The organism is Pseudomonas triticicola (assembly GCF_019145375.1).
Lineage (GTDB): Bacteria > Pseudomonadota > Gammaproteobacteria > Pseudomonadales > Pseudomonadaceae > Aquipseudomonas > Aquipseudomonas triticicola.
The window spans coordinates 3,406,354-3,419,439 of sequence record NZ_JAHSTX010000001.1 but is presented as its reverse complement, the minus strand read 5'-3'; the positions used below and the strand labels follow the sequence as shown (position 1 = coordinate 3,419,439).

13 protein-coding genes are annotated in these 13,086 nt (G+C 59.1%); 11 read left to right on the top strand and 2 right to left on the bottom strand.

The genetic code is table 11. The annotated features are described in order from the left end of the window. Positions 1–159 precede the first annotated feature (159 nt). From rpsP to rplS, 4 genes are read left to right on the top strand one after another with little or no spacing between them, the layout of a single operon-like run. Positions 160–411, top strand: coding sequence for a 30S ribosomal protein S16 (gene rpsP / locus KVG85_RS15300; RefSeq protein WP_003185073.1), 252 nt, complete (start codon positions 160–162; stop codon positions 409–411). A gap of 5 nt (positions 412–416) precedes the next feature. After that, positions 417–953, top strand: coding sequence for a ribosome maturation factor RimM (rimM, locus tag KVG85_RS15295; protein WP_016771538.1), 537 nt, complete (start codon positions 417–419; stop codon positions 951–953). 2 nt (positions 954–955) lie between these two features. Continuing rightward, a complete protein-coding gene (gene trmD, locus KVG85_RS15290) occupies positions 956–1,708 on the top strand; it encodes a tRNA (guanosine(37)-N1)-methyltransferase TrmD (RefSeq protein ID WP_038860625.1) in 753 nt (250 codons plus the stop codon). Positions 1,709–1,753: 45 nt separating this feature from the next. Then, the gene (gene rplS, locus KVG85_RS15285) at positions 1,754–2,104 is read left to right on the top strand and encodes a 50S ribosomal protein L19 (RefSeq protein WP_003175895.1); all 351 of its coding nucleotides are present in this window, start codon (positions 1,754–1,756) and stop codon (positions 2,102–2,104) included. Positions 2,105–2,273: 169 nt separating this feature from the next. On the opposite strand, the gene KVG85_RS15280 is transcribed toward rplS, so the two are convergent. Continuing rightward, positions 2,274–4,082 (bottom strand): cation:proton antiporter, encoded by a 1,809-nt coding sequence (locus KVG85_RS15280; protein WP_217864265.1) that lies wholly within the window; start codon positions 4,080–4,082, stop codon positions 2,274–2,276. A 108-nt stretch (positions 4,083–4,190) separates the two neighbouring features. On the opposite strand from KVG85_RS15280, the gene xerD reads away from it, so the two are divergent. The 7 genes from xerD to KVG85_RS15245 all read left to right on the top strand — a co-directional run bounded on the left by xerD (position 4,191) and on the right by KVG85_RS15245 (position 11,599). Beyond that, entirely contained in the window at positions 4,191–5,087 is an 897-nt protein-coding gene (gene xerD / locus KVG85_RS15275) for a site-specific tyrosine recombinase XerD (RefSeq protein WP_016771535.1), read from the top strand. Positions 5,088–5,453: 366 nt separating this feature from the next. After that, complete coding sequence (dsbC, locus tag KVG85_RS15270) at positions 5,454–6,185, top strand: bifunctional protein-disulfide isomerase/oxidoreductase DsbC (protein ID WP_122601718.1); 732 nt, start codon at positions 5,454–5,456, stop codon at positions 6,183–6,185. A gap of 131 nt (positions 6,186–6,316) precedes the next feature. Next, complete coding sequence (locus KVG85_RS15265; protein ID WP_024011722.1) at positions 6,317–7,621, top strand: homoserine dehydrogenase; 1,305 nt, start codon at positions 6,317–6,319, stop codon at positions 7,619–7,621. Positions 7,622–7,726: 105 nt separating this feature from the next. Then, entirely contained in the window at positions 7,727–9,136 is a 1,410-nt protein-coding gene (gene thrC / locus KVG85_RS15260) for a threonine synthase (protein WP_024011723.1), read from the top strand. Between the two features lie 120 nt (positions 9,137–9,256). Further along, on the top strand, positions 9,257–10,630 hold the full coding sequence (locus KVG85_RS15255) for a transporter substrate-binding domain-containing protein (RefSeq protein WP_122508297.1): 1,374 nt from the start codon (positions 9,257–9,259) through the stop codon (positions 10,628–10,630). A 117-nt stretch (positions 10,631–10,747) separates the two neighbouring features. Next, positions 10,748–11,155 (top strand): response regulator, encoded by a 408-nt coding sequence (locus KVG85_RS15250; protein ID WP_016771531.1) that lies wholly within the window; start codon positions 10,748–10,750, stop codon positions 11,153–11,155. A gap of 162 nt (positions 11,156–11,317) precedes the next feature. Next, positions 11,318–11,599, top strand: a complete 282-nt coding sequence (locus KVG85_RS15245; protein ID WP_016771530.1) for a DUF3509 domain-containing protein — start codon at positions 11,318–11,320, stop codon at positions 11,597–11,599. 222 nt (positions 11,600–11,821) lie between these two features. On the opposite strand, the gene KVG85_RS15240 is transcribed toward KVG85_RS15245, so the two are convergent. Next, positions 11,822–13,021 (bottom strand): CaiB/BaiF CoA transferase family protein, encoded by a 1,200-nt coding sequence (locus tag KVG85_RS15240; RefSeq protein WP_217864264.1) that lies wholly within the window; start codon positions 13,019–13,021, stop codon positions 11,822–11,824. Positions 13,022–13,086: the final 65 nt, after the last annotated feature.

The following is a 13,086-nucleotide window of genomic DNA, read 5'->3' as shown; positions in this document are numbered from 1 at the left end:
TTATCGACGGCTCTCTATGCAAATCTGCACGGCATGCCATGGGCGCCGGAAAAAGTCATTTGCAAAAGTCCGGATATTCCTTAGAATATGCGGCCTTTCGGGCACCCATGCCCGCTGTGCATTTAGATTTGCAGCACCGACTACAGGAACGATGTTCACATGCTAACAATCCGTCTTGCCCTTGGCGGCTCCAAAAAGCGCCCGTTTTACCACCTGACCGTAACCGACTCGCGTAACCCGCGTGACGGCTCCCACAAAGAACAGGTTGGTTTCTTCAACCCTGTTGCCCGTGGTCAGGAAATCCGTCTGTCCGTGAACCAAGAGCGCGTTGCCTACTGGCTGAGCGTTGGTGCACAACCTTCTGAGCGCGTTGCTCAGTTGTTGAAGGAATCTGCCAAGGCTGCGGCCTGAGCAATATGAACGCGACGCCAGCCCCTGCCGATGATTTGATCGTTATTGGCAAAATTTATTCTGTTCATGGCGTTCGCGGCGAAGTGAAGGTTTATTCCTTTACTGATCCGACTGAAAACCTGTTGCAGTACAAAACCTGGACGCTCAAGCGCGAAGGCAATGTCAAACAGGTCGAGCTGGTCAGTGGACGCGGGAGCGACAAGTTCCTGGTCGCCAAGCTCAAGGGTCTCGATGATCGTGAAGAAGCTCGTCTTCTGGCCGGTTATGAGATCTGCGTGCCGCGCAACCTGTTCGCTGAATTGACCGAAGGCGAGTACTACTGGTACCAGCTGGAAGGTCTGAAGGTCATCGACACCCTTGGGCAACTGCTCGGGAAAATCGATCATCTTCTGGAAACCGGCGCCAATGATGTAATGGTCGTCAAGCCTTGCGCTGGCAGCCTGGATGATCGCGAACGCCTGTTGCCCTATACGGAGCAATGCGTGTTGGCCGTCGACCTGGAAGCGGGCGAGATGAAGGTGGATTGGGACGCGGACTTCTGAACGTGGCTAACTTGCGCGTAGAAGTGATCAGTTTGTTTCCCGAGATGTTTTCCGCCATTGGCGATTACGGCATCACCAGTCGTGCGGTCAAACAGGGGCTCTTGCAGCTGACCTGTTGGAATCCGCGAGATTACACGACGGATCGGCATCACACTGTGGACGATCGCCCGTTTGGCGGTGGTCCGGGCATGGTGATGAAGATCAAGCCCCTGGAAGATGCGCTGGCTCAGGCCAAGGCAGCAGCCGGGGAGGCGGCGAAGGTGATTTACCTGTCCCCCCAAGGCCGTCAACTGACTCAGTCGGCGGTACGCGAGCTGGCACAATCGGATGCATTGATCCTGATTGCCGGCCGCTACGAAGGCATTGACGAGCGCTTTATTGAGGCTCATGTCGATGAAGAGTGGTCGATTGGCGACTATGTACTGTCTGGCGGCGAGCTGCCGGCCATGGTCCTGATCGATGCGGTTACACGACTGCTGCCTGGAGCTTTAGGGCATGCGGATTCCGCTGAGGAAGATTCCTTTACGGATGGTCTGCTGGATTGCCCGCACTACACCCGACCGGAGGTGTATGCGGATCAGCGTGTTCCCGACGTGTTGCTGAGTGGCAATCACGCGCATATCCGGCGTTGGCGTTTACAGCAGTCCCTTGGTCGGACCTATGAACGACGCGCCGATCTTCTGGAAAGCCGCTCGCTTTCTGGAGAAGAGAAGAAGCTGCTCGAGGAATACATCCGCGAGCGGGACGATAGTTAACAACGTATCGATGGTAGATCGAACGATTTACCTTAGGAGCACAGCATGACCAACAAAATCATCCTTGCACTCGAAGCAGAGCAGATGACCAAAGAAATCCCTACCTTCGCCCCAGGCGACACTATTGTCGTTCAGGTGAAAGTGAAGGAAGGCGATCGTTCCCGTCTGCAAGCGTTCGAAGGCGTTGTAATCGCCAAGCGTAACCGCGGCGTGAACAGTGCGTTCACCGTTCGTAAAATCTCCAACGGTGTTGGCGTAGAACGTACTTTCCAGACCTACTCCCCGCAGATCGACAGCATGGCTGTTAAACGTCGCGGTGACGTACGTAAAGCCAAGCTGTACTACCTGCGCGACCTGTCGGGTAAAGCAGCACGCATCAAGGAAAAACTGGCTTAAGCCCAGCTTCCGATGCAGAAAAAAGCAGCCTACGGGCTGCTTTTTTGTTGCCCGGGATTTGTGCTGCAAGGATCTTCAGTCTGTCTGTGACCGAGTCGCGGCCTGCGCGAGCAGGCTCGCTCCCACAGGAGTCCGAATGTGGGAGCGAGCCTGCTCGCGAATCGCTCTGTCAGGCGCTGGAACCTTCTGGTTGAATCAACGCCAGCAACGTCCATCCAGCCCCAGGCTTCAGCGCCGTTTCCGGCGTCACCACATGCACCCAGCCGCTGTCATCACGCATGAACAGCAAAGTTGCGCGATTGCCGTGCAGCGCCCGGTAATCATCCCAGCCAAACCCATCCGTCAAGGTTGTGCTGTACAGCTCGGCACCCTGGCCCATCTGGCCGGCCAGTTTCGAATAGGTCAGTGCCTCACTGCCCAACTGATTGCCCCGGTGTTCCAGGCTCGCCCGATGTTTATCGCTGCGGCGGCTTTCATGGCCGCTGGCCAGACCGAACAGGCGCTGATGACCGAAGTCATGACGAAAGCGCATCGCCGCCAATGTGTTCAGCTCGCCCGACGGTGACAGCGCCAGCAAATGCCCCAACCCCACCAGGTCCAGATGCGCGTCGGCATGCTGCGACGCCGGGTTGCCGAAATAGGTCGGCAAGCCTTCCATGCGTGCCGCGCGGATATTCTCCCAGCTCGAATCGGTCAGCAGTACGCGACTGCCCAGCTGCTGCAGCGACTTGCCCAATTCACGGGCCGGGCCATTGGCTCCAACGATCAGAAAACCGCTCGGCGCCGGTTCGGCGACCTTTAACAGCCGTGCCAGCGGTCGAGCCGTTGCGCTTTGCAAAACCACGGTGCCGATGATTACCGCAAAGGTCAGCGGCACCAGGAGCAGGGCGCCTTCATGTCCGGATTCATCCAGGCGAATCGCGAAAATCGCCGAGACAGCCGCAGCGACGATCCCCCGCGGCGCGATCCAGCACAGCAGCGCCCGTTCACGCCAGCTGAGACTGGAGCCGGCGGTGCTGAGCAAAACATTCAACGGACGGGCGATCAGCTGGATCACCAACAGCAGAATCAACACCAGCGGTCCCAGGCCAAGCAAAGCGTCCAGGTCCAGGCGCGCCGCGAGCAGGATGAACAGCCCGGAAATCAGCAATACGCTGAGGTTTTCCTTGAAGTGCAGGATGTGCCGCACGTCCACGCCTTTCATGTTGGCCAGCCACATGCCCATCAGGGTCACCGCCAGCAGTCCGGACTCATGCATCACCTGGTTGGCACCGATGAAGATCGCCAGCACGGCTGCCAGGGAGGCCAGGTTATGCAGGTATTCCGGCAGCCACTGACGCCGGATCACCGTCCCCAGCAGCCAACCCCCGACGACACCAAACACGGTGCCGCAGAGAATCACCCCGCCGAAGGTGAAGAGGCTTTGCTTGAGGCCATGGCCTTCAGCGCTGGCGATGATGAAGCTGTACACCACGACGGCGAGCAGAGCGCCGATCGGATCGATGACGATGCCTTCCCAGCGCAGGATGTTGGCAATCGAAGCTTTTGGCCGCACCACCCGCAGCATCGGCACGATTACGGTCGGACCGGTGACCAGCGTCAGGCTGCCAAACAGAATCGCCAGCATCCAGTCGAAGCCCAGCAGAAAGTGCGTGGCGACCGCGATGACGATCCAGGTCGAGATCGCACCGAGGGTCACCAGGCGATGGACGACGCTGCCGATCTCTTTCCATTCCGACAGGTGCAGGGTCAGGCTGCCTTCGAACAGAATCAGCGCCACTGCCAGCGACACCAGTGGCATCAGCAGCGGGCCGAACATTTCCTGCGGGTCGAGCCAACCCAGCAGCGGGCCGGCCAGAATGCCGGTCAGCAGCAGAAACAGAATGGCCGGCAGCTTCAGGCGCCATGCCAGCCACTGACAGCCCAGCGCCGCCGCGCCGATCCCGCCAAATGCCAAGAGAATTTGCTGCTCGTTCATTGATGCTCCCTGTTCCTTGATCTGGCTGGCTATGAAAGACTAGCGGCCATTCCCGTCGTTCACTGTCTATTTGCGCGCAGTGTGAAAAACTGCCTGCCCCGAGCATCCATGCCTGCCATCGACCATCCGCTGATTGATCAATTCCTCGACGCTTTATGGCTGGAGAAAGGCCTGTCCGACAACACCCGCGACGCCTATCGCAGCGACCTTGCGCTGTTCAACGGCTGGTTGCAGGAGAAAAATCTCGAGCTGATCAATGCCGGCCGCGAATTGATCCTCGATCATCTGGCGTGGCGGCTGGAGCAAAACTACAAGCCGCGCTCCACCGCGAGATTTCTCTCCGGGGTGCGTGGCTTTTATCGCTATCTGCTGCGGGAAAAACTGATCAGCGTCGACCCGACGTTGCGCGTCGACATGCCGCAACTGGGTCGGCCGTTGCCCAAGTCGCTGTCGGAAGCCGACGTCGAAGCACTGCTCAAGGCGCCGGACCTGAGCGATGCCATCGGCCAGCGTGACCGCGCGATGCTTGAAGTGCTGTATGCCTGTGGTCTGCGCGTGACCGAACTGATCAGCCTGACGCTGGAGCAGGTCAACCTGCGCCAGGGCGTATTGCGGGTGATGGGCAAAGGCAGCAAGGAGCGTCTGGTGCCGATGGGCGAGGAGGCGATTGTCTGGGTCGAGCGTTATATGCGTGATGGTCGTGGCGAGTTGCTCGGTGGCCGCCCCAGCGATGTGCTGTTCCCCAGCCAGCGCGGCGAGCAGATGACCCGGCAGACGTTCTGGCATCGCATCAAGCATCAGGCCAAGGTCGCCGGGATCAGCAAGTCGCTGTCGCCGCACACCTTGCGCCACGCGTTCGCCACACACCTGCTCAACCATGGCGCGGACTTGCGCGTGGTGCAGATGCTGCTCGGCCACAGCGACCTGTCTACGACGCAGATCTATACCCACGTCGCCCGCGCCCGCTTGCAGGACCTGCACGCCAAACACCACCCACGCGGCTGACACATCCCATAATGTTGAAACACTGACCTGTGCCGAGGGGATTTATCCCCGTTCGGCTGCGCAGCAGTCGCAAACCCGGCTGGCTCGATTTTGACTGGAAGATCGCGGTGGATGGTTCAGGGCTGCTTCGCAAACGATCGGGGATAAATCCCCTCGCCACAATAATGTGTGTCAGTCACATGTGGTTGTGGGTCAGTTGTACAAGCATGAAGATGTGTCAGTTGCACATGAGTGTGTGGCGACAGGCGCATTCGGCCCTCGTGACCTTATGTGTTAGGCTTTGCCGGTTTGCACGATGGACGGTTATGACCCGGTGTTTCGCACGGGCGTTCTGACCGTTTCATTGGCCCGCCCTCAGGAGTACTCATGCGTCTGATCCAGATTTTCGCCGCCGCCGCCATTGCGTTGGTGAGCACCTTTGCCGTCGCCGACGACGCGGCTGACAAAGCCATTCGTCAAAGCCTGGAAAAACTCGAACTCGAGGTTCCGGTCGAGAGCATCAGTGCCAGCCCGTTGCCTGGCATGTATGAAGTCAAACTCAAAGGCAGCCGCGTGCTGTACGCCAGCGCCGATGGCCAGTACATCGTGCAGGGCAACCTGTATCAGCTGGCGAATGGCAAACCGGTCAACCTGACCGAGAAGACCGAACGCCTGGGCATTTCCAAACTGATCAATGCCATCCCGGTGGCCGAAACCGTGGTGTACCCGGCCGTGGGCGAGACCAAATCGCATATCACCGTGTTCACTGACACCACTTGCCCGTACTGCCACAAACTGCACGCCGAAGTGCCGGAGCTGAACAAGCGCGGCATTGAAGTGCGCTACGTGGCGTTCCCGCGCCAGGGCCTGAATTCGCCGGGTGACGAGCAGCTGCAAGCAGTGTGGTGCTCGAAAGACAAGAAAGCCGCCATGGACAAAATGGTCGATGGCAAGGAAATCAAGGCCGCCAAGTGCGATAACCCGGTTTCCAAGCAATTCGCCCTCGGTCAGTCGATCGGCGTGAACGGTACACCGGCCATCGTTTTGGCCGACGGCCAGGTCATTCCAGGCTACCAGCCGGCGCCACAAGTCGCCAAACTGGCGCTGGGCGCGAAGTAATTCGCATCGTCACGGGCAACCGTTGACGATCGTGGTCCGGCGGTAACAGCGCCGGGCCATCAACAGAGAGCCGCGAGCACGCGGTTGTTTTCCGGCCGACCCTGTGTCGGCCGTTTCATGGGGAGTTCACAGTGAATCCGGTCAAAGTAGGCATCTGTGGGTTAGGGACCGTCGGTGGCGGTACCTTCAACGTACTTCAGCGCAACGCCGAGGAAATTGCTCGTCGTGCCGGGCGTGGAATCGAAGTGGCACAAATTGCCACGCGCACGCCAAAGCCTCAGTTCCAGACGACCGGTATTGCGATTACCAACGATGTCTTCGAAGTGGCCACGAACCCTGAGATCGACATCGTCATAGAGCTGATGGGCGGCTACACCGTTGCCCGCGAGCTGGTACTCAAGGCCATCGAGAATGGCAAGCATGTGGTCACCGCGAACAAGGCGCTGATAGCCGTTCACGGTAATGAGATTTTCGCCAAGGCACGCGAGAAAGGCGTGATCGTGGCATTCGAAGCGGCGGTGGCCGGTGGCATTCCGGTGATCAAGGCGATCCGCGAAGGCCTGTCCGCCAACCGCATCAACTGGGTTGCCGGGATCATCAACGGCACCGGCAACTTCATCCTCACCGAAATGCGCGAGAAGGGCCGTACGTTTGAAGACGTACTCGCCGAAGCGCAAGCGCTGGGTTACGCCGAAGCCGACCCGACCTTCGACGTCGAAGGCATCGATGCCGCGCACAAGCTGACCATTCTGGCGTCGATTGCCTTCGGCATTCCGCTGCAATTCGACAAGGCTTACACCGAGGGCATCACCAAACTGACCACTGCCGACGTCAACTACGCCGAAGCGCTGGGCTATCGCATCAAGCACCTCGGTGTGGCGCGCAGCACTGACGCCGGCATCGAGTTGCGCGTGCACCCGACGCTGATTCCGGCCGATCGCCTGATCGCCAACGTCAACGGCGTGATGAACGCAGTGATGGTCAACGGCGACGCCGCCGGTTCGACGCTGTTCTACGGTGCCGGCGCTGGCATGGAGCCGACCGCTTCCTCGGTGATCGCCGATCTGGTCGACGTGGTTCGCGCGATGACTTCCGACCCGGAAAACCGTGTGCCGCACCTGGCCTTCCAGCCGGACTCGCTGTCGGCGCATCCGATCCTGCCGATCGAAGCGTGCGAGAGCGCTTATTACCTGCGCATTCACGCCAAGGATCATCCGGGCGTACTGGCGCAGGTGGCGAGCATCCTGTCGGAGCGCGGCATCAATATCGAATCGATCATGCAGAAGGAAGTCGAAGAGCATGACGGCCTGGTGCCGATGATCCTGCTGACCCACCGCGTGGTCGAGCAGCGCATCAACGATGCGATCACCGCGCTGGAAGCTCTGGCTGGCGTCGACGGCCCGGTTGTACGGATCCGTGTCGAACATTTGAACTAAAGCAGCGGCAAGCTTCGAGCTGCAAGCGGCAAGAGAGAAGCAGTCTGGCTTTTACTTGCGACTTGCAGCTTGAAGCTTGCAGCTCAAACCGAAGGTTTGAAAAAAATGCGATATATCAGTACTCGCGGCCAGGCCCCGGCCCTGAATTTCGAAGAGGTCCTGCTGGCCGGTCTGGCGACCGACGGCGGTCTGTACGTCCCGGAAAATCTGCCACGTTTCACTCAGGAAGAGATCGCTTCCTGGGCCGGTCTGCCTTATCACGAACTGGCGTTCCGGGTGATGCGCCCGTTTGTCACCGGCAGCATTCCGGATGCCGATTTCAAGAAGATTCTCGAAGAAACCTACGGTGTGTTCGCCCACAGCGCCGTGGCGCCACTGCGTCAGTTGAACGGTAATGAATGGGTGCTTGAGCTGTTCCACGGCCCGACCCTGGCGTTCAAGGACTTCGCCCTGCAACTGCTCGGTCGCCTGCTCGATTACGTGCTGGAAAAGCGCGGCGAGCGCGTGGTGATTGTCGGTGCCACCTCTGGTGACACCGGTTCTGCGGCCATCGAAGGCTGCAAGCACTGCGAAAACGTCGACATCTTCATCCTGCACCCGCATCAGCGTGTATCGGAAGTGCAGCGTCGGCAGATGACAACGATCTTCGGCGAGAACATCCACAACATCGCCATCGAAGGCAACTTCGATGACTGCCAGGAAATGGTCAAGAACAGCTTCGCCGACCAGAGCTTCCTCAAAGGCACGCGTCTGGTGGCGGTGAACTCGATCAACTGGGCGCGGATAATGGCCCAGATCGTTTACTACTTCCATGCGTCCCTGCAATTGGGCGGTCCGGCGCGTTCGGTGTCGTTCTCGGTACCGACCGGCAACTTCGGCGACATCTTCGCCGGTTACCTGGCGCGCAACATGGGCCTGCCGATCAACCAGTTGATCGTCGCGACCAACCGCAACGACATCCTGCACCGCTTCATGAGCGGCAACCAGTACGTCAAGGAAACCCTGCACGCAACGCTGTCGCCGTCGATGGACATCATGGTGTCGTCGAACTTCGAGCGCCTGCTGTTCGACCTGCACGGGCGTAACGGTGCGGCGATTGCCGGCCTGATGGACTCGTTCAAAAAGGACGGCAGTTTCAGCGTCGAGCAAGAGCGCTGGACCGAAGCACGCAAGCTGTTCGATTCGCTGGCGGTGGACGATGCGCAGACCTGCGAAACCATCGCCGACGTCTACGAGCAAACCGGTGAGGTGCTCGACCCGCACACTGCCATCGGTGTGAAAGCCGCGCGCGAATGCCGTCGCAGCCTGGATATCCCGATGGTCATTCTGGGTACTGCCCATCCGGTCAAGTTTCCTGAGGCAGTGGAGAAAGCGGGTGTAGGAAAAGCGCTCGAACTACCTGCACATCTTTCTGATTTGTTTGAGCGAAACGAGCGCTGCACGGTTCTGCCAAACGACCTGAAAGCCGTGCAAGCCTTTGTCAGCCAGCATGGCAACCGCGGCAAGCCACTCTAAGCCAGTAAAAGCTGTCACATTTTGAAGCCCGTCTCCTGACGGGCTTTTTTGTTTCTGCTGCCACACTGCTCGGGTTTTCACCCACGAAGGACGGGTGAGTCGATCACGAAGGAAATGGCAATGCTGTTTTACAGAGGTTTGAAACCGGCACTGGGCTGGTTGTTTTTGTTGGCGGTGCTGGGGTGGACACACAGCGGCGTGGCAGCGCAAATGGCACTCGATCAGGCCAATGCGTCAGCCAGTGTCCAGGCTATCGAGCTGGATGCGCACGAGCAGCAATGGATACGTGACAACCCCAGAGTGACGGTGGCATCGGTGCAATATCCGTTGTACCTGTTTCAGGACGAACATGGCCAGTGGAGCGGTCTTAACAACGATGTGCTCAAGCGCGTCAGCGCAATGACCGGCCTGCAATTCGAGCACCAGGAATCGTTCTCTACCGACCATATGCTCGATCGCCTGCAAAGCGGGGTCGCGGACATCAGTACGACCTTGGCCATGAGTGATGATCGCAAGGCGTTTCTCGATTTCAGTCATGCTTTTGGAGGGGCAGGCTGGGTTTTTGTCGGACATGCCAATACCCCGCGGGTGGAGTCTTTCGAGCAACTGGCCAAGCGCGTTCTGGTGCTGCCCGCCCGTCATGCCCTGGAGGATGGGATTCGGCGCGATTATCCGTCGATTGAAATACGCTCGGTGAAAACCTATGCCGAAGCGCGGGCGCTGGTCGAGAGTGGTGAAGCCTACGCAACCATCGAAAACGAAATCGGCGCGCAGCTCTATCCGTTGGGCATGCTCAAGGTCGGTGCCCTGGTAGAGGGCAAGTGGGAAGCCGATCATCTGGCTGTACGAAAAGGCATGCCGCAACTACTGAGTATTCTCAACAAGGCGCTGGAAGCGTTCCCTGCGGCGGAGTTGCGCGCGATTCGTCTCAAGTGGCTGGCGGGCGTTTCGCCGCCTCCCGTGCCCTCCGTATGGGAACGGCTGGTCGAGTGGGCATGCTGGGCGATGGGGGTAATCGGCGTTTTCGGGATGCTGTCGCTAGTGTGGAACAGACGCCTGGCGGCCGTGATCAAGTTGCGCTGCGCAGCGGAAAAGGAGCTGGGTGATCAACTGGCCTTTCAGCACGCCCTGATCGATTCGATGCCGGATCCGGTGTTTGTCCGTGATCTGCACGGGCGCTTGATCATCTGCAATCGCAGTTACGAGGAAGCACTGTCGGTGCGCCTGGACCAGATGCAGGGGCGCCTGCTGATCGAAGTCGATGCGTTTCCGGAAACCACCGCGCGCATGCTCCACGATGAGTTCATCACCCAGTTGCAAACCCGCAAGTCGCGCTTCAGCAAACGACAGCTGCTGTTCAAGGGCGGGTCTCGCGAGGTTTATCAGTGGACCGTGCCGTTTTACAGCGGTGACGGTAAATTGCGCGGCCTGTTGGGTGGCTGGACCGACATCACTCAGCGCAGGACCGAGAGCGGGTGTCGCTGTCTGCCGTAAAGAAGGGAAATGTCCTGCAAGACGCGGCTACTTTTCTGATGGGAGGCTTAAGACGCCTGCCCTAGAGTGAACGACAACTGCGGTGAGAGTCCGCGATGATCGCTCCAGAGGTCGCCCATGCGCTCGCTTAAAGTCCTGATTCTTGAACCCAACCCGTTCCAGCTGATGGCATTGCATCAAATGCTCAATGCCATCGGCATCTACGATGTATTGACCGCACCTTCGCTAGCGTCAGCCTTGAGTTCACTGGGGCATCGCGGCGCGGTCGATATCGCCATTTGCGATCCGCAGCTCAAAGGTGGCGATGGGCTGGCTTTGATTCATCACCTGGCGGCGCACCATGAGGCGCGTGCCCTGATTCTGCTGGGCTCGGTCGCGCAGAGTTTGATGAGTGATCTGGAGCCGCTGCTCCGCCAGCAACGCCTGCGCCTGCTGGGACGGCTGCAAACGCCGGTTTCGGCGGTGTTGATGAGAGGTCTGCTGGACAGTTATCTGATCACCCCGCAGGAGCTCATCGAGGCCTGAAACCGGCGAATATTTTTCTGTCATCTTCGCCGTGCATGCTCTGTCAGACTAGGACCCGCAAGGTCGGGACGCGACAGGCAGAACTTTCTTCTCGGGCCGGTGGTCATTTAATGTGAACACGCCCCAGGCACTGTGTTTTCGGACTATTGAGTGGAGATCGAGATGGAAAGTATCAGTCTATTGCTCGGTGAGGCTCTGAGCCCGTATCAGGTGACGCTGACCCCTCGCGGCAGCCATGGTGAATGTCTGGTAACGCTGAAGAACAGCAGCGGCGCCATTGTGGTGGAACGCGAATTCAATCAGGCCCAGTTGAGCGACAAGCGCTTGCTGACCGACGTGGTGGACGGCCTGCACCGTGACGTGATGATCGCCGAAGGACGGCTGGAACCCTGCGTCATTGCGGCGTTGCGCAATGCAGCTCTGGACAAGCGTCCGGCCCTGTAAAGATGAAATATTTTTTGTGGGAACCTTCCTGCATCCCTGTCAGTCAGACCCCATAACAGCGAGATCAAGCATTGTGCTCCGGTGCTTGTCGCTTGCTGCTACGGGTCTCGAAGCAGACCCCGTTTAACCCCGAGTCGTCTCCCCACTTCTCGGGGTTTCTTTTGCCCGGCGTTTGCGCAGTGCGCGGCTTGTTGCTTGAAAAACCGAAGCGCCCGGCGCTGCTCAGATGGCCCCGTCTTCGCGCAGCCGAGCGATTTGCGCAGCGTCGTAGCCCAGATCGCCAAGCAGCTGCGCATTGTGTTCGCCCAACTGCGGCCCGACCCATTCGGATGAACCTGGGGTTTCGGAAAGTTTCGGCACGATGCCGGGCATCTTGAAGTCCTTGCCGTCCGGCAACTTGGCATGCAGGAACATCTCTCGCGCCAGATATTGCGGATCGTTGAACATGTCCTCGGCGCTGAAGATCCGGCTGACCGGTACGTCGGCCTGATTGAGCAAGTCGAGAACAGCCTGCAGCGGTAAGGAATTGACCCAGCGATCAATCACGCCATACAGCTCGTCCCGGCGACTGTCGCGCCCGTCGTTACTGGCCAGCAGCGGGTCGCTGGCAAGATCTTCGCGGCCAATCACAAGCATGAAGCGTTTGAAGATCGCATCACCATTGGCACCGATCTGCACATGCTTGCCGTCGGCGCTGGTGTGGATCGAAGAGGGCGTGATGCCCGGCATGATGTTGCCGCTGCGCTCGCGGATGAAACCGAACACGTCGAACTCCGGCACCATGCTTTCCATCATCGCGAAGATAGCTTCATACAGCGCAACGTCGACCACTTGGCCCAGCCCGCCATTGACCTCGCGATGACGCAGCGCCATCAGCGCACCGATCACGCCCCACAGCGCGGCAATCGAATCACCGATGGAAATCCCGGTACGCACCGGTGGCCGATCTTCGAAACCGGTGATGTACCGCAGGCCGCCCATGGATTCGCCGACCGCACCGAAACCTGGCTGGTCCTTCATCGGCCCGGTCTGACCAAAACCGGACAGGCGCACCATCACCAGTTTCGGGTTCAGTGCGTGCAGGGTTTCCCAGCTCAGACCAAGTTTTTCCAGGACGCCGGGGCGGAAATTCTCGATGAGGATGTCGGCCTCGCCCAGCAGTTGTTTCAGGATCGCCAAACCGTCCGGGTGTTTCAGATTGAGGGTCAGCGACTTCTTGTTGCGCGCCTGGACGAACCACCACAACGAGGTGCCTTCGTACAATTTGCGCCACTTGCGCAGGGGATCGCCGCCGTCCGGCGACTCGATCTTGATCACCTCGGCGCCGAATTCGCCGCAAATGCGCGAGGCAAACGGCCCGGCGATCAACGTACCCAATTCAATGACTTTCAGACCCGAGAGCGGTTTGCTGGTGAACGGCATGCGAAATCCTGTAGGACAAGGCTGAACGGATACAGGGTTTTAACATAGCCGGCTGTCAGACGCCG

What these genes read in the sequence shown, in the direction of transcription:
- KVG85_RS15240 (WP_217864264.1), bottom strand. Translation starts at nt 13,021, where the DNA reads ATGCCGTTCACCAGCAAACCGCTCTCGGGTCTGAAAGTCATTGAATTG.
- KVG85_RS15280 (WP_217864265.1), bottom strand. Translation starts at nt 4,082, where the DNA reads ATGAACGAGCAGCAAATTCTCTTGGCATTTGGCGGGATCGGCGCGGCG.
- rplS (WP_003175895.1), top strand. Translation starts at nt 1,754, where the DNA reads ATGACCAACAAAATCATCCTTGCACTCGAAGCAGAGCAGATGACCAAA.
- thrC (WP_024011723.1), top strand. Translation starts at nt 7,727, where the DNA reads ATGCGATATATCAGTACTCGCGGCCAGGCCCCGGCCCTGAATTTCGAA.
- rpsP (WP_003185073.1), top strand. Translation starts at nt 160, where the DNA reads ATGCTAACAATCCGTCTTGCCCTTGGCGGCTCCAAAAAGCGCCCGTTT.
- rimM (WP_016771538.1), top strand. Translation starts at nt 417, where the DNA reads ATGAACGCGACGCCAGCCCCTGCCGATGATTTGATCGTTATTGGCAAA.
- xerD (WP_016771535.1), top strand. Translation starts at nt 4,191, where the DNA reads ATGCCTGCCATCGACCATCCGCTGATTGATCAATTCCTCGACGCTTTA.
- KVG85_RS15255 (WP_122508297.1), top strand. Translation starts at nt 9,257, where the DNA reads ATGCTGTTTTACAGAGGTTTGAAACCGGCACTGGGCTGGTTGTTTTTG.
- KVG85_RS15245 (WP_016771530.1), top strand. Translation starts at nt 11,318, where the DNA reads ATGGAAAGTATCAGTCTATTGCTCGGTGAGGCTCTGAGCCCGTATCAG.
- KVG85_RS15250 (WP_016771531.1), top strand. Translation starts at nt 10,748, where the DNA reads ATGCGCTCGCTTAAAGTCCTGATTCTTGAACCCAACCCGTTCCAGCTG.
- dsbC (WP_122601718.1), top strand. Translation starts at nt 5,454, where the DNA reads ATGCGTCTGATCCAGATTTTCGCCGCCGCCGCCATTGCGTTGGTGAGC.